Below are 18,721 nucleotides of genomic sequence, written 5' to 3'. Positions count from 1 at the left end.
TTCGCCTCCTTACAGGTGCTCCCGGTCGGACTGCCTGCAGTAGAGTCCCTGGATCACAGCAATCATAAGTATGGTCGAGAGCAGGGAAGATCCCCCGTAGCTGACTAAGGGCAGGGTGACGCCGGTCGAGGGGATAAACTTGATGACTCCGCCGATCATGAGAACGACCTGGATGGCATAGGTGACCCCCAGGCCACAGGCAACAATCTTGTAGAAGGGATCTCTCATGCGAAGAGAAATCCGCATAAAGGCCAGAAAATAGGCAATGCAAAGGAGCAGGAGACAGAGGGCGTAGATTCCGCCGAACTCCTCGCAGATGGCCGCGAAGATAAAATCCTTGGTCACGACCGGGATTTTATCCGGCATTCCCTGGCCAAGTCCTGACCCGAACCAGCCACCGGAGGCAATGGCAAAGAGGGACTGGCTCATCTGAAAGCCTGACCCATCGAAAGACTTCACCGGATTCTGCCAGGCCTCAACTCTCTGCTGCACATGGGGGAAGAGCCGGTATCCCACGAGAGCCGCCAGGGCAAAGGCCCCCAGTCCCAGAATAAAATAGCCCGGCTTTCTTGTCGCCACATAGAGCATCGCCAGATAGCAGAGAAAGAAAATGCTCGCGGAGCCGAGGTCCTTGGCCCCGACCAGAACCAGAATATGCCCCGCCGCGACGCAAGATGTGATGAAGACAATCTTGAAATCAGGCCTGTGGATATGAATCCGAAAGGGATCTCTGTCCTCCAGAGGCAAAACCTGCAGCATACTGGCGACGAAAAAGACGAAGAATATCTTGACCAGCTCAGAAGGCTGAATCGTAATCCCGGCAACGCTGATTGAGAGGTTGGCTCCAAAGGTTCGATTTCCCAGCAGGGTCACCACGCTTAACATTCCCAGGCCGATGATGGCATAAAACCACTTGATTGTCTTAAAGAAGCGAAAGCGCTCAAAGAGAACCGGAATCATCGCCGAGAAAATCAGGGCAATCGCGCAAAACATCAGTTGTTTTTTGGCCAGAGAGAACTTGAGTCGAACCAGCATGAGAAAGCCAATGGTCAAAAACATGCACATGTGATTGACCAGAGAGTAAGAAGCTCCCGCGTAGATATACTTGTATAGAATCATGGCAGCTGTAATGATTCCCAACTCAGCCAGGCTGGCCAGCAGGATCTTGTAATCAAACTGCTGCACATACAAAACGATCACGCCATTGATCAGAGTCAGATAGATCAGTATGGTCTGTCGGTTAAAGAGGCGCCTGGCCTCCTGACTCCGGGTATCCATCAAGAGCGAGCGAAAGGCCTCAATGGTATAGAGGACCATCATCAGTCCCAGTGAAAATCTTGAAATGGATGCGACAATATATCCCATTACTCCACTCCTCTGCGATAATGCCCTCTGGTATAGTCCTTCTTCCAGACAAGCCTGTCCCCTCTCACAGAGCGGCAGGCAAACGCAATGATCTTTCTCATCTGATCCGGGCTCTCTGTGCTGAAATCCAGGCGGAATTCCCGGAAGCCAAAAGAGGCCAGCTCCGGAATCTGATCCAGAAGCATTGTGGGCAAATGATTATAGATTAGATTGTAGCAGGAGTCGCAGCGGTTTAAAACCCGCATGCGAACGCCCTTGCTATCCTCTAAAGACAGATGATGGGCCCTGTGGTCACAGCCCATACTGTCTTTGACCAGGCAGTTTGCCGTGATCATCAGCGGCAAATGCCCGTAAACACAGATGATCCCATCCTCATTATCCCGATGCATGAGCTCAGCCCGATTCAGTTCCACAGGGGCTGTCAGGTGATGACAGCCCCAGGATCTGGCCCGGGCAAGAGCCCGGTTATTCATGGTGTAGAGGCGATAATCAAAAATGATCTTATCTGCGTCAATTCCCTTCTCACGCAAATATCCCAGGGCATCTAAGCTTGAGACCATAAAGCCGTCGATCCATGCAGCCGCGCGATCGGACAAAAGCCCCTTTATCCAGGATTCGCTTTGCATGCGAAAGATCTGCGGCATGAAGAGATAGAACTTCTGCCCGCTCTCTCTGACCTGAATCCGCATCCGCTCACAGCTTTCCTCAGACATCCCGAGAATAAGCTCAGCCGGGCAGTAGATGGCTGAAATTTCCTGATTGCCGATCAGTTGATCAAGCTGTTTTCGATCCATAACAGAGGCAGAGAGGAATTTCTGTCCGCCTCCATCTGATCTCGCGGGCTTTGGCAGGGGAAGAAAGGGCCTGGCCCTTCTTTGCAGCTGCGCCCTCGTGAAATCCTGCCCCATCTGCTCGGCGATCAGCCCCTCTTCCAGCTCCCCTTGCATCCTTCGCCGGATTTTTTTCAGAACAGACACAGGCACAAAGGGTCTGCCAATCACCTTTACCGTAAAATCACCGGGCATAAAGCAAGTGCCTCCCAGCTGAAGAAATTTGCTGGCGACAGAGGTCTCTTCGGCAGCCTGCCTGCCCGCTGTCGCAAGCTCCTCCCCCCCAAGCTGACAAGAAACCGCATGTCCGCGGACACTGGCCTGAAGATACAGGGCTTTTCCCTCCTCTAATATCAACTCTCCGTCCAGGAGATATTTTTTCTCCTCTTCCTCCTCGACCTGACTGATCTTATGCTGGTGAGACGGCTCAGTATATGTGAGCATGTCGGCGGAATTGTTCTCGTGCAGCCAGACATCCGTGAAGCCCTTGCGGTTGCCGAGATCCAGGAGTCTTTCAACCGTCTTCGGGTCGACGCGATAGTTTTTGGCCCCCTTCTCCAGGTACTGATCGATCATGGATCGATAGACACGAACGACACCCAGGGCATAAGACATCTGCTTCATGCGTCCCTCGATCTTCAGAGAGTAGACACCGGCAGCATCCAGCGCCGGAATGTCCTCCAGGCCGCAGAGATCCTTCATGGAGAGGGCATAGGGCCCGGCAAGGGGCATTCTTTTGCCATCGTCGCCGAGCAGAGTATAGGGCAGACGGCAGGGCTGAGCGCAGCGCCCCCGATTGCCGCTTCTGCCGCCGAACATGGATGACATATAGCACTGGCCCGAATAGCAGACGCAGAGAGCTCCATGAACGAAAGCCTCCAGGTCCGCCTGACAGGACTCATGAATCCGGGCCATCTCCGCAATGGAGACCTCGCGGCTGACAACAAGACGCTCAAAGCCCTGCTCCTGCAGAAACCTGGCCCCATAGATATTACTGACCGTCATCTGCGTCGAGGCGTGCAGTCCCAGTCCCGGAAAAGAGTCCTTGAGCAGACCAAAGACCCCGAGGTCCTGAACTAAGATCCCGTCCACGCCCGCCTCATAGTAGGCTTTTGCATAGTCATAGAGACTGCGCTCAACCTCCATGTTCTTAAGAAGAGTATTGATGGTCAGATAGGATTTCACCCCATGAAGATGCCCGTAACGAATGATCTCCGCCCCCTCTTTCGCGCTGAAATTGGCTGCGTAAGCCCTGGCCCCGAAGCGATCTCCGCCAAAATAGATGGCGTTTGCTCCGGCATTGATCACTGCCCTGGCGATCTGTGGACTTCCCGCAGGGGAGAGGAGCTCCAGACCCTTTTCACTCATTGTTCTTCTTCGCTTTTCTCTCGGAGGCCTGTGTGTCTCTCTCATGAGACTGCGCGCCGGCCCCGGGATTCGCGGTCAGATCATCAAAGGACATCTGCATATCGTCCAGGCTCTTATCCTCGGCAATTTCCTGTAATCTGGCTGTCTCTGTTCCGCCGCGGCCTGTTTTTTTGCGCTCTGCCTTGATGTCCGCGTCACCTTTAGCAGGGTCTGTGCTCTTGTCCTTGGTTCCGGCCATTTTGGTCGCTCTCTTGACAGCGGAAATTCCTTTTCCCAGTTCTTCGGTCTGCTCCTGAATCGTTCTGGCCGCGGCGGCAAGCTCCTGGTCCTTTTTGGCCAGCTGGCTCTCCTGCTCGTCATACTGAACCCGAAGCGAGGCCAGCTGATGTTTGAGCTCATAGAGCTCCTTCTCCTTGGCAAGCGCCTCGTCCTCCAGCTCCTCGATCCTCTTCTGCGCCTTAAAGTAATCGTCGGCAATATTAATCTGGGTCAGAACATGGCGCTCATCTCCGGAGAGCTTGCGCCAGGAGTCCATCTCCCTCATCTGATCCAGCAGATTATTGATATAGACGCCAACCTTCTGCAGATACTCCTGAGACTCATATCCGCCCAGCCGATAGATTTTCCCGTCGATCAGCACTTCCTGTACATTCTTATCAGACATCTCACTCCTCCATTTCTCTCTTCTGACCGAAATGATGATAGGCCTGGTCTGTCGCCACTCTTCCCTTCGGGGTCCGGTTGATCAGGCCGTTCTTCACCAGATATGGCTCATAGACCTCCTCGATGGTTCCCGCGTCCTCTCCAATGGCCGCCGACAGGGTATCCAGTCCGACCGGGCCCCCGTCAAACTTCTCGATGATGGTCATGAGAATCAGGCGGTCATTGCTGTCAAGCCCCATCTTATCAACCTCCAGCAGATCCAGAGCCTCCCCGGCCACCTCCCTGGTGATTTTCCCCTCGTACTCTACTTCCGCGTAGTCACGCACCCTCTTTAAGAGTCGATTGGCCAGACGTGGCGTTCCCCTGGACCTCCTGGCCATCTCATAAGCCCCCTCCCTGTCAATCGTGACGCCGAGCTTATCTGCCGAATGCCTGATGATGACGGATAACTCCTGGGGGGTATAGAATTCCAGATGATGAATGATCCCGAAGCGGTCCCTTAACGGGGCAGACAAGAGACCTGCTCTGGTGGTCGCCCCCACCAGGGTGAAATGGGGGAGGTCCAGGCGAATGGACCGGGCCGACTGCCCCTTTCCGATCATAATGTCGATCGCGTAATCTTCCATTGCCGGATAGAGGACTTCCTCCACCTGCCGATTGAGTCTGTGGATCTCATCGACGAAGAGAATGTCTCCCTCTCCCAGGCCGGACAGGATCGCTGCCATCTCTCCCGGCTTGGCAATTGCCGGTCCGGATGTGATCTTGACATTGACCCCCATCTCATTGGATATGATCCCTGCCAGGGTGGTCTTTCCCAGGCCGGGCGGTCCATAGAGGAGGACATGATCCAGAGATTCCCCCCGGTTTTTGGCCGCCTCAATATAAATTCCAAGAGACTGCTTGGCCTTCTCCTGTCCGATATACTCCGATAATTTCCTGGGCCGCAGGGAGAACTCCTGGGCCTGATCTTCCTCCTGAATTTCTGTACTGATGATACGTCTTTCCATATTCTCGGACTCCCTCTTTCCCTGACCTCCGTTTGTGAAAGGCCCTCTGATGAAGCTGAATTACCGCAGGGCGAGTTCCTTCAGACCTGCTCTGATCAGATCCTCGACACTCATGGAGGATATATCAAGATCGCGGATGGCCTGCAGGGCCTCAGCGGAGCTGTATCCCAGGGCGTTTAACGCCAGGATCGCCTCTCCCCTGATATCGTCGGAGGAGCGATCACTTGCCTTTGAATCCAGCTGGGCCTCCAGTGTCTGCGTGAAATCGATCTTATCCCTGAGATCTAAAATCACCCTCTGCGCCGTCTTCTTTCCAATACCGGGCGCCTGCGCGATCGTCTTATCATCTCCGGCCGCAATGGCAAAACGAAGCTGATCTACGGAGAGAACTCCGAGAATCGAGAGGGCTCCCTTGGGGCCGATTCCTCCCACCCCGATCAGGAGTTTGAAGAGATCAAGATCCTCCCTCTTGAGAAAACCGAAGAGAGAAAAGCCATCATCTCTCACCTGGAGATAGGTGTAGACGCGAAGCTGCATCTGCCTTCGAAGCTGGGACAGACTGGACTGAGGAAGTCCGATCTCATAGCCGATGCCATCATGATCCAATACGATCCCTTCCGGGTTTATTTCTTCTACTCTTCCCTGAATATAGGAAAACATCGTCACACCTCCCCTGTCTGTGACAAAACCGCGATATGCTTGATCCGATCGTGAATCAGGGCGGCAATAATTCCGATCAGAACTCCTGTCAGACAGCCCGCGATCATGAGTACCGGCAGATAAAAGAGCACATTGTAATTGTTGACCAGCAAAACCGCCATGAAGATCTGGCCTACATTATGTGTAAAGCCACCCACGACCGAAACGCCGATCATGCGCAGCTTTAAAAAACGGCGGGCCAGATACATACAGAAGAAACTGAGCAGTCCGCCCGCGAGGGAATAGGCGATAGAGAAAGCATTGCCGAACATAAAGCCGGACAGGATGATTCGCAGGAACGAAATCAGAAGCGCCATGGGAGCCCCATAGAGATAGAGGACTAAAACGACAACCGTGTTGGTCAGTCCCAGTTTCATGCCCGGCACGCCAAAGTAGAAGGGGATCAGAGATTCCACATAGGAAAAAACTAAAGCCAGGGCCAGGAGCACTCCCATAACCGGGACTTTTCTTCGATTCATACAGCCTCCTCTCCTTACCTTCCAAGCTATTCCCTAAACAGATACCATGTGCTGTCAGCTGACTTCTTAGCCAGCAAGAATATCCTAAGAGTTCGTCCCTGCTCCATATCTCCTGTCTGACGGGGAATCTCAAACATTCGCAAACATATCCTGTCGTCGGCTCTCCTACTTGACAACGGAATCCATGGAATTCTTATCTCCGCTGATCACAGTAATGACAACCCGATTGGGAAGACAGACAATGGACTGACCGACCTTATTGATTCTACCCTGTTTGACACAGAGCTGATCGTGGCAGTTAGCCTCGGACATATGCGCCTTTCCTCCCTCAATCGTCACCTGATTGATCACGTTTCCGTTTGAATCGCGAATCAAAATTACCTGATCCTTATCCAAATCGTAGACTCCTAAAAGGGTGCCTCTCTGTTCAATTCGAATCCTCCCGCCCGATCTGCTGTGCCTGAAGGCCCAGAAGGCGAAGAAGGCAAAGGAAACGGCCAACAGAAGGACGATAACGACAATGTCACGCTTAGCGATGTAACCCTTTTCAAACACGGATCTGCTCTCCAATATAGTAAAATCCCCTGCATTCAGTCAGTCTGACCTGAACCAGTCTGCCGATCAAATCGGCGCCGCCCGGGAAATGAACCGTCGAATTGTTGCCCATACGGCCGGTGACAAGAGCAGGGTCCTGGTGGTTGACTTCCTCCACTAAAACCTCCTGTATACTTCCGGTATAAGCGGCGGCCCGATTGCGCGCGTCCTTCTGCGTCTGAGCCAGCAAGCGGTCGAAGCGGTCCTTTACCACAGATGCCGGGGTCTGATCCTCCCTGGCCCACTTGGCCGCCGGAGTCCCGGTTCTTGGCGAATAGATAAAGGTAAAGGCCGAGTCATAGCCAACCTGCCTGACCACATCCATGGTATCCTCAAAGTCCTCTTCCTCCTCCCCTGGAAATCCCACGATGATATCCGTTGTGATCGATACATTGGGGATGCGCTTTCGGATCCGGTCAGCCAGGGCCAGATAGGACTCCTTGGTGTATCTTCGATTCATGCGGGCCAACAGGCGTGAGGATCCGGACTGAAGCGGCAGGTGCACGTGATGGCAGATCTTGTCGGAAGCGGCGATGACGTCGATCAATTCGTCAGACAGGTCCTTGGGATGGGATGTCATGAAGCGAATGCGGGCGAGACCCTCAATCTTCTCAATTTCACTCAAGAGCTGAGCGAAGCTCATGTGATCCTCCAGGCCCGCCCCATAGGAGTTGACATTCTGTCCCAGAAGCATGACCTCGACCACTCCGTCGTCAACCAATCGCTCGATTTCCCGAATAATCTCAACCGGCCGACGGCTTCTCTCACGGCCCCGGACATAGGGGACGATACAATAGGTACAGAAGTTGTCGCAGCCGAACATGATGTTGACGCCGGATTTAAAGGAGTACTTGCGCTCAACCGGAAGATTCTCCACGATTCGATCCGCATCCTTCCAGATATCGATAATCATCTGATCCGCCTGCAGGGCCTCATATGCCAGCTCAGCGAACTTATAGATATTGTGCGTCCCGAAGATCAGGTCGACAAAGCGATAGGACTGCCGGATCTTATCTACAACGACGTCCTCCTGCATCATACAGCCGCAGAGGGCGATCATCATGCCTGGATTGGTCTTCTTGAAACCGTGCAGATATCCGAGCCGGCCATAGACCTTGTTGTTCGCGTTCTCACGGACCGTACAGGTGTTGTAGATGACGAAGTCAGCCTCCTCCGACTCCTTCTCCACATAGCCGATCTTCTCCAGGATCCCCCGCAGCTTCTCCGAGTCCCTGGCATTCATCTGACAGCCAAAGGTCGTGACGCAAAAGGTCAGCTTGCGGCCGGCCTCCTCTTCCCTGGCTTTGACCAGACGTCTGGCCCTCTCCATAAAATAGTACTGGCGCAGAGGCTCCTCCTGGGGGGCCACAGAGGAGTCGTAATCTATCTCAGCGATCCTGGCGCTCAGGCTGGCCCGCGCGGTCTCCTCATCCTTCTTCCATGCCGCGGGATCCTCGGAAAACAGGTCGTTTCCCGTGGAAAAAGCGGGTTCTAAAAGGTCCTTTACGCCGCCCTCTCTTGCGGCGGCGGTAAATTTCTCATGTAATTCTCGGTTCATTTACAATCCTTTCAGGAGAACTCCCGATCGGCAACGACTGCAGTCAATCCATTTTTCTTCCGTCACAATATAGTCCATCTTCTGATCCCAGTCCGCCTGAGGAATTGGATCATCAGAGATCTGAAAACGATAGGCGACGGCGATTCGAATCAAGTCTTTGTGTTCCCGTAAAAAGCGATCGTAATAGCCGCCTCCATAACCGACCCGACTGCCGCTGACATCGAAGGCCAGTCCCGGAACAATGGCGATAGCAAAGCCGGATTGATAGGGATTATCTCTTCGAACCGGCTCTTTGATTCCCCAGAGCCCAGGCTCAAGATCAAAGACGGAGGAGGCCGGATAAAATCTGAGCTCTCCCTCTTTCGTCAGCGGAAAGTATTGCTCTCTTCCTTCCTCCCAGCACTTCTTAATCCAGGGCCAGAGGTTAATCTCTTCATCCATGGGGGCAAAGACAAGCAGGGGCCTGCCCTCCCTTCGCTCTTTTATGGAATCCAAAAGCTCATCCAGATTTCCGCAGATATCCTGTGACCAGAGCGTTCTTGTTTGGGCAGGGATCCTCTTTCTCATCTGACGCATATGCCTGCGCAGTTCTTCAATCTCCTGACAGATATTCATATCATCCTCTAAAAAAGCAGCGTGCACACCTGTGAAAAGGCGGCGTACATACCTAAGAAAGTTTACCATATTTCTTGTATCTTGAGTACGTTTCGGATTATGCTATACAGGACTAACAGAATGTTCCATACGGAGGTTTCAATGAAAACAGCCCTAAAAAAAATAGTCCCGCTCAGTCTCCTCGCCCTGACAGCCGCACCGGTCCTCTGTTCCTGCGCCAGCGCTCAGAAAAGTGAGCCCTATCAGAAATCGGGCTTCTATTTCGATACGATCATCAACCTGACTCTCTACGGACAGGACGGACAAAAAGAATCGAATTTCGACGGTGCCTTCGCTCTGGCCCAAAAATACGATAATCTGCTCTCCATGCAGAAGGAGGGCAGCGATATCAACCGGATCAACGCCAACCCCAAAAGCTGGGTTGAAGTTGACCCCGCGACGATCGAGGTCTTAAAGGACGGCATCCGCTATTCTCAGGAGTCCTCAGGAAGCTTCGACATCACTGTCGGCAAGCTCTCCTCTCTCTGGAATATCTCCGACGCGGCGGAGAATGACCACAAGGGTCAGATCCCGTCTCAGGATCAGATCCGCCCCCTTCTCTCTCATATCGGCTGCGATAAGATCAAAATCGACGGCAATAAAGTTATGCTGGATGATGATCAGACCGCCATTGACCTCGGCGGCATCGGCAAGGGCTATATCGCCGACAAGATGAAGGAATACCTGCTTTCCCAGGGAGTAAAGAGCGGCTTAATCAACCTTGGAGGCAACGTCTTAGTCATCGGCCAGAAGCCGGACAAGACCGATTTTGAGATCGGTATCCAAAAGCCCTTCGATCAGGACGGAGATGTCCTGGCCTCTGTCAAGCTCAATGACCAGACGGCCGTGACCTCAGGTATTTACCAGCGCTACTTTAAGGGGGAGGACGGAACCATTTATCACCACATGTTAAATCTCAAGTCCGGTTACCCGGAGCAGAACGACCTGTCCTCCGTCACCATCATCTGCAAGGAGTCAACGGAGGCGGACGCCCTCTCGACCATCACCTATCTCAAGGGTAAGGATGAGGGAATCAAATTCATCGAATCCCTGGACGGCGTGGAGGCCGTCTTCATCGACCGGGACAACCATATCTCCTATAGCTCAGGCATTGGAAAAAAGATCCCCTTCCGCGAGATCAGCCAATAGGCATCCTGACTGATTTCTGTTTATAAATAGACTTCCATTCATAAATAAATTTTCGTTTATAAAATACGAGTTCTTACCTCTAAAAAAAGATAAGAACTCGTCTCTATGGTTCTCTGATAAGAAAAATCCGGCGGCGCGTGACCTTCCGCCCGGTATATCCGTTATGTGTTGATACATCGGAGCAGAAATTATATCAGGCCTGTGCCGCTTCGGCGCGCTTTGCCCGGTTCTGCTCTGCCAGCGGTACATTCTGCATGAGAATGACCTTCTTGGGACACTTGTCCGCGCACTTGCCGCAGCCGACACACTTGGACTGGTCAATATGAGCGATGTTGTTGACGACGTGTACCGCGTCGTACTCGCAGGCCTTCTCACACATATGACAGGCGATACAGCCGGCCTTGCAGACCTTGCCGACCTTTGGTCCCTTATCCTCTGAAATACAGGATACCGCGTAAGAGGAATCATAAGGAATCATCTCTATGATATCGCGGGGGCAGGCCGCAACGCACTTGCCGCAGGCCTTGCACTTCTCACGGTCGACAAAGGAGATCCCATCTACGATATGAATGGCGTCAAAGGGACAGGCCCGAACGCAGGTCCCGAGACCGAGGCAGCCATAGCTGCAGGCCTTGGCTCCGCCGCCGGGAAGCTGAGACGCGGCGACGCAGTCCATAAGTCCCTGATATTCATACTGATCTTCCGCCTTCTCACAGTTTCCGGAACAGCGGACGAAGGCCACTTCTCTCTCAGCGGCGTCCGCGGAGACGCCCATGATCTCAGCGACCTGGGCCGCGACGGGTTCCCCTCCGACGGGACATTGATTGACCGGGGCCTCGCCCTTGGCGATTGCCGCGGCAAGAGCGGCGCATCCGGTGTAACCACAGCCGCCGCAGTTATTGCCCGGCAAAACATCTAAATACAGCCGCCTCCTTGGGATCTACCTCCACAGCGAACTTCTCCGCGGAAAAGCCCAGGAAGAAGCCGACAATGACGCCGGCTCCGGCGACAACTACTGTTGCAAGAATTATTCCAGTCATACTTACCTCCCGATCATCCCGGAGAATCCGAAGAATGCAATTGCCATCAGACCTGCCGTCACAAGAACGGAAGCCGTTCCCCTGAATGGCTCAGGAAAGTCATTGAACTGAATTTTCTCCCGGATACCGGCCATGATTACAATGGCGATCAAAAATCCGACCGACACACCGGCTCCGTAAATCACACCCTGCAGAACATTGTACTTATACTGAACGATATTTAAAGCCGCGCCTAAAACAGCGCAGTTGGTTGTGATCAGGGGAAGGTAAACACCGAGAGACCGGTAAAGGGCCGGGACATTCTTCTTCAGGAACATCTCGACAAACTGTACCAGAGCGGCGATTACAACAATGAACACAATCGTATTCAGATAGTCCAGCTTATTGGGGCCGAGAATCAGTGTGTATATCGCTCCCGTCACCGCAGACGCAATGGTGATGACAAATACAACCGCTCCTCCCATACCTGCCGCGGTCTTAACGTCCGTGGATACCCCAAGGAAGGGGCAGAGACCCAGGAACTGGCTGAGCACGACATTGTTTACAACGGATGCCGCAATAAAAATCAAAAGTAAAGAAGCCATTTTCGCTCACCTCCCTCAGTCTTCCCTGGCCAGAGTCTGGTCTTTGTCTTCAGCCTCGGGCTCGGGCTCAATCTCAGCTTTCGCTTCTGTCTCAGACACAGACTTAGTCTCGGTCTTGACTCCAGTCTCAGCTTTAGCCTCAATCTCAACCTCAGCCTTAGTCTCGGTCTCCGCCTCAGCCTTAGCCTCGGCTTCAGCCTTTGCCTTTGCCTCAGCTTCAGCTTTTGCCTTGGCCTTAGCCTCAAGAGCCGCCTTCATCTTCTCTGCCTTGGCCTTCTCGGCCTCAGTAAATTCGACCGTGGCAGGCGTCATACCATGACATTGATCCTGCAGAGAACAGCTCTTGCAGTCTCCGGTAAAGACACAGCCCTGGGCCGGAGGCAGGGGCTTGCCCTTGGCATCCGCCTTCTTGCGGACCACATTCATCACTGCGACCAGGATGGAAAGAATGAAGAAAGCGCCCGGGGCCAGGACAAAAATCGTAATCGGGGTATAGCCGATCTTTCCTGTATCCGCCAGAGGAAGGACCTGCATCTTAAAGAGCTGGCCTGCGCCCAGGAACTCACGGACAAGGCCGATCGCAGTGATCGAACAGGTAAAACCAAGTCCCATTCCAAGTCCGTCAAAGAAAGAAGGAATGACAGGATTCTTGGATGCATAGGACTCCGCGCGTCCCAGGATAATGCAGTTTACAACGATCAGGGGAATGTAAATGCCCAGCGCGTCATTAATCGCCGGCGCGTAGCCCTGCAGGAGCATCTGCACCACCGTTACCAGGGATGCGACAATGACAATATAAGCGGGCATGCGCACGCGGTCAGGGATGATTTTTCTCAGTGCTGAGATGATCAGATTTGACAGGGCCAATACCGCTGTGGTAGAGAGTCCCATTCCGATTCCGTTGACGGCGGATGTGGTGACCGCGAGTGTCGGGCACATTCCAAGCATCAGTACAAAGGTGGGATTCTCCTTGTAAATTCCATTGACTAATCTCTCGATTGGCTTGTTCATTACTTGTCACCTCCCATCAGACTCCTGGCATAGGCCACACCTGAATTGACGCCAATGGTCACAGCGCGAGAGGTGATCGTCGCGCCGGATATGGCCTGGATTTCATTGTCTGCAGAGGGCTTCTCCTTAACGACCTCAAGGGCCTTATCCGTCTTCTTCCCGTTAAACTGATCCTTGAACTTTGATTCTGTAGACTTCATGCCAAGACCGGCTGTCTCAGAAATTGTCGTAATAGAATAACCGTTTAGGGTTCCGTCATTTTTGATACCGACAGAGAAGGTGATATCTCCGCCATATCCCTTATGAGAGGTTACGGTCACGACATAACCGATCTTATTGCCTGAGCTGTCAACAGCCTCAACCGCGTTTTTGATATCGTCGTCCGGAAAACCATTCTCATGAATGTAAGCGGAGGCCTTGTTTTTCGAGGCATCTTCCTCTGAGTCAAATCCGTCGATCTGCTTAAAGTCGGCCGCGTCCGCGTAGACCTCTTTATAGGCCTTTTTGGTCGCTGCCTCCTGAGCATTTTTAATCGGGATCTCGGTAATGTTGTTGACAAAGCCGAGGGAAACACCGGAGATCAGAGTGATACCGGTCAGTATCAGAGCATCATGTACAATACGGTTCACTGTGCGCCTCCCTTCTTCTCCTTCACTTGACCAAATGCCATGGGCACCGTCCATCTCTCAATCAGAGGAACGAGCAGGTTGGACAGAATAATCGCGTAGGAAACGCCCTCTGCGTTCGATCCATAGAATCGGAAGAGACCGGTAAAGATACCAAGAACAACTCCAAAAACAATTCTTCCCATAGGCGTCACAGGACTGGTGACATAGTCAGTTGCCATAAAGAAGGCGCCCAGGATGATACCTCCGCCGCAGATTTCCTCCGCTAAAAAGAGCAGGTCAAAGCCGTGCTTTCCAAAGAGAAGGGCGAAGACCGAAAAGGTCGCGATATAGACCAGAGGAATTCTCCAGTCAATAATCTTCATGGCAATCAGGAAGACAGCTCCGATCAAGAGGCAGAGGGTAGATGTCTCACCGATCGTCCCTCCGATGCGCCCCAGGAACATGGACAGAAGATTCACGCTGCCATTGCCTGACTTGATGATGGCAAGAGGCGTCGCACCGGTCTGTCCGTCAAAAGCGAACTTGGTCATATCACCGGCAAATGAGATCAGAAGGAAGCATCTCGCGCCAAGAGCAGGGTTCATGAAGTTCTGCCCCAGACCGCCGAAGACCATCTTGACAACAAAGATGGCAAAGAGACCGCCGATCACCGCCTCAAACCAGGGAAGTGTCGGGGGAAGATTCAGGGCCAAAAGCAAGCCGGTCAGGACAGCGGAATAATCTCCCGTTGTGTTCTTGTGATGGGTGATTTTGTTATATAGCCACTCTGAGCAGACCGTTGTCGCAATGGTAATGCAAATCAGAAAGAGGGCATACCATCCAAAGTTATAGACGCCAAAGATACTGGCGGGCATCAGGGCCAAAATCACGCACTGCATAATGGTGCGCGTGCTCATCTTATCTCTCACATGAGGAGATGAGGTCACATTCAACATATTACTCACGATTCACCTCCTACCTGGCAGCCGCTGCCTTAGCCTTGGCAGCCGCGGCTCGCTTATCCGCCATCACCTGCTTCTTCATCAGACGCACGCTCTGCGCGGTATGTCTTCTCGCGGGACACACAAAGGAGCAGGATCCGCACTCGATACACTCAAGGCCATGCCACTGCTCAAAGAGTTCCTTCTGCCCCCGGTCATTGTAGTCGGCCAGGCGGCAGGGAATCAGGTTCTCCGGACAGGCCTCGACACAGCGGCCGCAGTTGATGCAGGCGGACGCCTCATAGCTGACGCAGGTCTCTGCCGTCATGGCGAGGAGGGCGGACGTCGTCTTGGTGCTGGCGACATGGGTGTCGTACATGGCAAAGCCCATCATGGGGCCTCCTGAGATGTACTTGGCCACCTCCTGATTGGTCCCGCCCGCAGCGGCAAGGATCTCATCCATGTAGGTACCGATATGGATGTGGAAGTTCTGCGGCTCAGCAACCGCGTCGCCGGACACCGTAAAGATACGGTCAATAACGGGAATGCCGAAGCGAACCGCCTTGTAAATGGCACATATGGTGGCCACATTGTCTACGATGCAGCCCGCGTCAGCGGGAAGCATCTTGGAATTAATAGCCCGGCCGGTGCAGGCATATATGATCTGCCGCTCACCTCCCTGTGGGTATTTGGTCTTGAGAGGAATCACACTCATGCGCGGCTCATCCTTGACAAGCTCCTCAAGTTTGGCAATACAGTCGGGCTTGTTGTTCTCCACGCCGAAGAAGCCCCTGGCCTTACCAAAGATCTGCAGGATGATGCGCATTCCCTCAACCAGTTCCTCCGGATGATCCATCATCTGACGATAATCGGAAGTGAGGAAGGGCTCACACTCCGCGCAGTTGGCGATGATTGTATCGATTTCATCCGGATTCTTGGGAGACATCTTAACCGCGGTTGGGAAGCCCGCGCCGCCCATACCGACAACGCCGGCCGTGCGGATCTTGTCAATAATCTCCTCTTTGCTCAGATAATCAACCTCATCACACTCTGTGAAATCGACTTCCTGGTACTGCTCGTCATTCTCGATAATGATTGCGTCGCCGACAGCTCCGGCCGCGCCCAGACGGGGCTCAATTCCCTTCACCTTTCCGGACACAGAGGCGTAGATGGGGGCGGAGACAAATCCGCCGGCCTCCGCAATCATCTGGCCCCTCAGCACGGTGTCACCGGCAGCCACAATGGCCCTGGCCGGAGCGCCGATGTGCTGGGAGAGGGGGAAAGCCAGTTCCTTACCGGGAAGCAGCTCTTTGACCGGCTTGTCCTTCGAGAGATCCTTCCCCTCGATCGGATGCACGCCGCCCTTAAATGTGTTTAAAGACATACTTAGTCCTCCCATAAAATATAAGCTGTGTTTATTATAGCATTCTGCCGATTTCTGGCATCTTTCCTCGGATGATTTTTTGTATCTTTCAGAAAACATCTCTTGATTTCTCCGACGTTTTTTGTTATATATGCCTAACTTTTTATACTTCCTATTTCATGAACTCAGACCCTCTTTTGTGCGTGTTTTTTAATCTGATCCTATTTTACGGATTCTGTTTTATTTTGATCTTTCGGGGAATTTTCTTCTCGCCTTTGCTTCATCTTTTTGATTTATATTTTTTGGCTTATTTTTCGGATCCTTTCCGCCCCTTCATGTTAGAATGTTTTTATGAAAATTTGGACAGATGCTCTCTCTTTGGATGGACAGGAAGAAACAAGTGAATATCAGGCTCTTGACCCCGGAGCATTTCTTTTGGATATTGAGACCACCGGTTTTTCAGCCAAATTCTGCTCCATCTACCTGATCGGCTGCGCTGTCCGTCGGGATCGCCAGCTGCTTCTGACCCAGTTCTTCGCCGAGACGCCTGCCCAGGAGCCGGCGATTCTGGCCGCTTTCGCCGACTATCTCTCGGACAAGAATTCCATCGTCACTTTTAACGGCCAGGCCTTTGACCTGCCTTTTCTGGAAAGCCGCGCCCGAAGGTCCGGCGTGAATCTTCCCCTGCGGCAGCTTATCTCCATTGACCTCTATCGAACCGCCAGAAAATATCGTGCCATTCTGCATTTGCCCTCTTATAAACAGGAGTCCATTGAGAAGGCTCTGCATATCGAGCGCAAGGACAAGTACAGCGGAGGACAGTTGATCGATGTATATCAGGACTATTGCCGGAACAGGGCCTCAGAGTCAGAGTCACTTTTGGCCCTGCACAATCACGACGATGTCTTCAACATGTACCCTCTGCTTGGCCTTCTCTCCTATGAGAAGCTGAAAGAGGCTAAAGTAAGCCTGACTGATATCCAATCCAATGACCGGGAGATGATTTTGAGCGCCAGATTAAATCTGACCCTGCCCGCAATAGCCCGGGTGCAGTCCGAATCTGTCTATATGATTCTGGAGAAGAATCAACTTCATGCCTCTATCCCCCTGCGAAGGACACGCATGCGCTATGAGCTGGATCATCCGGCTGACTACTACTACCTCCCCGAAGAGGATATGGTGATCCCCAAGGTTCTCGCCTCAAGCATTGATTCCTCCCGTCTGAAGAAGGCCACCCGTCAGAACTGCTGTGTCAAGAAGGAAGGGCTCTTTTTCCCCATAGACGACTTTGTCATGAAGCCGGAGGGACTCCCTGTCTTCCGCGAGCATCCACAGAGCCGTCAGACTTATCTGGAATTTCCGGAAACAAAGTCAGAAGAATTTATACAGAGACACCTGGAGTCCATTCTGCACTCCATCGAAAGCTATAAGTAACAGCGTACACGCTGCCCGTAACCTGCGATCAGACACAGAAGGAGAAACTCATGAAACGCTTTCTTCGCGGCGCCAGACACAACAGACAGATCTATGCCTTCGCCCTGCTCGGTCTGCTCTTGATTCTCTTTCCCGGGCAGATCACAAGCTATGCCTCTGAGCTGATCGGCGGTCTTATGCTTCTCTACGGAGCATTTGACCTCTTTATGCATCACTTCTACAGGACCCATCATATTCACACAGGGACCTCCCTTCTCTATCTGATCCTGGGTGCGGTCATCCTCTTTCAAACGCAGCAGGCTCTTGTCACAATAGGCATCACATGGGGTATCATATCCCTGCGCGAGGGGGCTTATGAAATCGATGAGATCCTCAACGGCAGGAAGATCACGATTCCTCAGGCTATTATGCTGTTCCTCTCTTTCATCTTTGCCGCCATGCTCCTCTTCGACCCCTTCCATCATTTTGAGTTCCATGTGCGCCTAGTCGGCTTTGAGATGATCTTCGACACCCTGGATTTCATGTGGGCAGAGCGCAGCCGCACGAAGACAGAAAGAGCTCCCTCCGAAGAGGGAGCCGATGGGGATCAAAAATCATAAATTCCCTTCACTGCAGCAAATTCGCATTTCATGATGTGGGGTCTTTTCCTTTTACATTTGGGAAAAGCCTCGCGTATTTCTGGTCCGGAATGTCTGCGAAAAACAGGTGACAGCTCCTGCAGACATAGGATTTCAGATTCATATTGGTCAGGTTGCTCGTTAATTGTATTGATTTTTTTGTCTTTTCAATCAGATTTCCGCCATCGGGGATCCACTTCATGCCAAGTCGATCAGGAATAACCCAGCCGATTTCCGCCTCGTTTCCGCAAATTGGGCATTTTCTCATGGGTATTATCCTCCATTTTTTACACTGAATATTATTTAATATCTCTCTAGTTCTATTAGAAATATTTTATATGGTTTCAATTCAGCTGTCTTCAGATTTTGTAATATGATAACTAATCCAATCTTTTCAGCTTACAGTTCGGCGTATTCATACTCCATATTTGTCGAGAGCTTCACCATCTCAAGAAGAATCCTGGTCACCCTGGCCATGTCCCTCTCTTGCCAGGACTCCGCGTCAATGGATACCAGTCTCTGAAATTGCCGCAGCAGGCGCTTTTCATTTACCATATTGGGGGTTATAGGACAAAACGTGTTGATAGCTAATCCCATTGATCATAGAAGCTACCCACCTTATGGAAGTCACTCCAGACGATAGCATCGCCCCATATCGAAAGACTTTTTTCTAGTTTTTGCTTCTCACTCATCTTTTTATATATGGCGGCTATACTCTTATCTGTGGGCATTGTATTTAATATCTCAGATAACGAAA

18 protein-coding genes and 3 pseudogenes are annotated in these 18,721 nt (G+C 52.2%); 3 read left to right on the top strand and 18 right to left on the bottom strand.

What is annotated here, in order from left to right:
• Positions 1-9 precede the first annotated feature (9 nt).
• From HMPREF1508_RS01320 to HMPREF1508_RS09560, 9 genes are all read right to left on the bottom strand, one after another.
• Entirely contained in the window at positions 10-1,365 is a 1,356-nt protein-coding gene (locus HMPREF1508_RS01320; protein WP_044958735.1) for an FtsW/RodA/SpoVE family cell cycle protein, read from the bottom strand.
• Complete coding sequence (locus tag HMPREF1508_RS01315; RefSeq protein WP_044958732.1) at positions 1,365-3,563, bottom strand: U32 family peptidase; 2,199 nt, start codon at positions 3,561-3,563, stop codon at positions 1,365-1,367. Before HMPREF1508_RS01315 ends, HMPREF1508_RS01320 begins: the two co-directional genes overlap by 1 nt.
• Complete coding sequence (zapA, locus tag HMPREF1508_RS09565; protein ID WP_049906814.1) at positions 3,556-4,227, bottom strand: cell division protein ZapA; 672 nt, start codon at positions 4,225-4,227, stop codon at positions 3,556-3,558. Before zapA ends, HMPREF1508_RS01315 begins: the two co-directional genes overlap by 8 nt.
• Position 4,228: 1 nt before the next feature.
• A complete protein-coding gene (gene ruvB / locus HMPREF1508_RS01305; protein WP_006906226.1) occupies positions 4,229-5,233 on the bottom strand; it encodes a Holliday junction branch migration DNA helicase RuvB in 1,005 nt (334 codons plus the stop codon).
• A gap of 60 nt (positions 5,234-5,293) precedes the next feature.
• Entirely contained in the window at positions 5,294-5,893 is a 600-nt protein-coding gene (gene ruvA, locus HMPREF1508_RS01300; RefSeq protein ID WP_044958730.1) for a Holliday junction branch migration protein RuvA, read from the bottom strand.
• A 2-nt stretch (positions 5,894-5,895) separates the two neighbouring features.
• On the bottom strand, positions 5,896-6,411 hold the full coding sequence (locus HMPREF1508_RS01295) for a Gx transporter family protein (RefSeq protein ID WP_044958728.1): 516 nt from the start codon (positions 6,409-6,411) through the stop codon (positions 5,896-5,898).
• A gap of 165 nt (positions 6,412-6,576) precedes the next feature.
• The gene (locus HMPREF1508_RS01290) at positions 6,577-6,966 is read right to left on the bottom strand and encodes a NusG domain II-containing protein (protein ID WP_049906811.1); all 390 of its coding nucleotides are present in this window, start codon (positions 6,964-6,966) and stop codon (positions 6,577-6,579) included.
• Entirely contained in the window at positions 6,959-8,563 is a 1,605-nt protein-coding gene (miaB, locus tag HMPREF1508_RS01285; protein WP_242834476.1) for a tRNA (N6-isopentenyl adenosine(37)-C2)-methylthiotransferase MiaB, read from the bottom strand. The genes HMPREF1508_RS01290 and miaB overlap by 8 nt, the downstream gene beginning before the upstream one ends.
• Positions 8,564-9,247 carry a 5-formyltetrahydrofolate cyclo-ligase gene (locus HMPREF1508_RS09560; protein ID WP_084640171.1) on the bottom strand — a complete coding sequence of 228 codons (684 nt, stop codon included), beginning with the start codon at positions 9,245-9,247 and terminating at the stop codon, positions 8,564-8,566.
• Between the two features lie 72 nt (positions 9,248-9,319).
• On the opposite strand from HMPREF1508_RS09560, the gene HMPREF1508_RS01275 reads away from it, so the two are divergent.
• Positions 9,320-10,366, top strand: a complete 1,047-nt coding sequence (locus HMPREF1508_RS01275) for an FAD:protein FMN transferase (RefSeq protein WP_044958726.1) — start codon at positions 9,320-9,322, stop codon at positions 10,364-10,366.
• Positions 10,367-10,559: 193 nt separating this feature from the next.
• Here HMPREF1508_RS01275 and HMPREF1508_RS01270 read toward each other — a convergent pair.
• The 6 genes and pseudogenes from HMPREF1508_RS01270 to rsxC form a co-directional block, all read right to left on the bottom strand.
• Positions 10,560-11,406: pseudogene (locus HMPREF1508_RS01270) on the bottom strand (RnfABCDGE type electron transport complex subunit B).
• 2 nt (positions 11,407-11,408) lie between these two features.
• The gene (locus HMPREF1508_RS01265; RefSeq protein WP_006906234.1) at positions 11,409-11,990 is read right to left on the bottom strand and encodes an electron transport complex protein RnfA; all 582 of its coding nucleotides are present in this window, start codon (positions 11,988-11,990) and stop codon (positions 11,409-11,411) included.
• Positions 11,991-12,191: 201 nt separating this feature from the next.
• Positions 12,192-13,001 (bottom strand): annotated as a pseudogene (rsxE, locus tag HMPREF1508_RS01260) (electron transport complex subunit RsxE); the annotation flags it as partial.
• Positions 13,001-13,630: an RnfABCDGE type electron transport complex subunit G gene (locus tag HMPREF1508_RS01255; protein WP_242834475.1), complete on the bottom strand. Its 630-nt coding sequence runs from the start codon at positions 13,628-13,630 to the stop codon at positions 13,001-13,003. The pseudogene rsxE and the gene HMPREF1508_RS01255, both read right to left, overlap by 1 nt.
• A complete protein-coding gene (locus HMPREF1508_RS01250) occupies positions 13,627-14,574 on the bottom strand; it encodes an RnfABCDGE type electron transport complex subunit D (protein WP_334291382.1) in 948 nt (315 codons plus the stop codon). The genes HMPREF1508_RS01255 and HMPREF1508_RS01250 overlap by 4 nt, the downstream gene beginning before the upstream one ends.
• A 10-nt stretch (positions 14,575-14,584) precedes the next feature.
• Entirely contained in the window at positions 14,585-15,934 is a 1,350-nt protein-coding gene (rsxC, locus tag HMPREF1508_RS01245; protein ID WP_044958722.1) for an electron transport complex subunit RsxC, read from the bottom strand.
• Between the two features lie 330 nt (positions 15,935-16,264).
• Between rsxC and HMPREF1508_RS01240 the strand changes: the two genes are divergently transcribed.
• Both HMPREF1508_RS01240 and HMPREF1508_RS01235 read left to right on the top strand, forming a co-directional pair.
• Positions 16,265-17,347, top strand: coding sequence for a ribonuclease H-like domain-containing protein (locus HMPREF1508_RS01240; RefSeq protein WP_044958720.1), 1,083 nt, complete (start codon positions 16,265-16,267; stop codon positions 17,345-17,347).
• Between the two features lie 50 nt (positions 17,348-17,397).
• Positions 17,398-17,946: a DUF308 domain-containing protein gene (locus HMPREF1508_RS01235; protein WP_006906241.1), complete on the top strand. Its 549-nt coding sequence runs from the start codon at positions 17,398-17,400 to the stop codon at positions 17,944-17,946.
• Between the two features lie 28 nt (positions 17,947-17,974).
• Here HMPREF1508_RS01235 and HMPREF1508_RS10850 read toward each other — a convergent pair whose 3' ends face one another.
• From HMPREF1508_RS10850 to HMPREF1508_RS10115, 3 genes and pseudogenes are all read right to left on the bottom strand, one after another.
• Entirely contained in the window at positions 17,975-18,232 is a 258-nt protein-coding gene (locus tag HMPREF1508_RS10850) for a PF20097 family protein (RefSeq protein WP_044958718.1), read from the bottom strand.
• Positions 18,233-18,363: 131 nt separating this feature from the next.
• Positions 18,364-18,519, bottom strand: coding sequence for a hypothetical protein (locus HMPREF1508_RS01225; protein ID WP_006906243.1), 156 nt, complete (start codon positions 18,517-18,519; stop codon positions 18,364-18,366).
• 32 nt (positions 18,520-18,551) lie between these two features.
• Positions 18,552-18,721, bottom strand: a pseudogene (locus HMPREF1508_RS10115) (IS256 family transposase); the annotation flags it as partial.

It is taken from the genome of Shuttleworthella sp. MSX8B (assembly GCF_000524295.1).
Taxonomy (GTDB): Bacteria; Bacillota; Clostridia; order Lachnospirales; family Lachnospiraceae; genus Shuttleworthia; species Shuttleworthia satelles.
The sequence above is the reverse complement of the archived record's forward strand: the minus strand, read 5'-3'. Positions and strand labels throughout refer to the sequence as shown.

Coding starts and splice junctions, on each gene's coding strand:
- HMPREF1508_RS01320 (WP_044958735.1), bottom strand. CDS start 1,365: ATGGGATATATTGTCGCATCCATTTCAAGATTTTCACTGGGACTGATG.
- HMPREF1508_RS01315 (WP_044958732.1), bottom strand. CDS start 3,563: ATGAGTGAAAAGGGTCTGGAGCTCCTCTCCCCTGCGGGAAGTCCACAG.
- zapA (WP_049906814.1), bottom strand. CDS start 4,227: ATGTCTGATAAGAATGTACAGGAAGTGCTGATCGACGGGAAAATCTAT.
- ruvB (WP_006906226.1), bottom strand. CDS start 5,233: ATGGAAAGACGTATCATCAGTACAGAAATTCAGGAGGAAGATCAGGCC.
- ruvA (WP_044958730.1), bottom strand. CDS start 5,893: ATGTTTTCCTATATTCAGGGAAGAGTAGAAGAAATAAACCCGGAAGGG.
- HMPREF1508_RS01295 (WP_044958728.1), bottom strand. CDS start 6,411: ATGAATCGAAGAAAAGTCCCGGTTATGGGAGTGCTCCTGGCCCTGGCT.
- miaB (WP_242834476.1), bottom strand. CDS start 8,563: ATGAACCGAGAATTACATGAGAAATTTACCGCCGCCGCAAGAGAGGGC.
- HMPREF1508_RS09560 (WP_084640171.1), bottom strand. CDS start 9,247: ATGGTAAACTTTCTTAGGTATGTACGCCGCCTTTTCACAGGTGTGCAC.
- HMPREF1508_RS01275 (WP_044958726.1), top strand. CDS start 9,320: ATGAAAACAGCCCTAAAAAAAATAGTCCCGCTCAGTCTCCTCGCCCTG.
- HMPREF1508_RS01265 (WP_006906234.1), bottom strand. CDS start 11,990: ATGGCTTCTTTACTTTTGATTTTTATTGCGGCATCCGTTGTAAACAAT.
- rsxC (WP_044958722.1), bottom strand. CDS start 15,934: ATGTCTTTAAACACATTTAAGGGCGGCGTGCATCCGATCGAGGGGAAG.
- HMPREF1508_RS01240 (WP_044958720.1), top strand. CDS start 16,265: ATGAAAATTTGGACAGATGCTCTCTCTTTGGATGGACAGGAAGAAACA.
- HMPREF1508_RS01235 (WP_006906241.1), top strand. CDS start 17,398: ATGAAACGCTTTCTTCGCGGCGCCAGACACAACAGACAGATCTATGCC.
- HMPREF1508_RS10850 (WP_044958718.1), bottom strand. CDS start 18,232: ATGAGAAAATGCCCAATTTGCGGAAACGAGGCGGAAATCGGCTGGGTT.
- HMPREF1508_RS01225 (WP_006906243.1), bottom strand. CDS start 18,519: ATGGTAAATGAAAAGCGCCTGCTGCGGCAATTTCAGAGACTGGTATCC.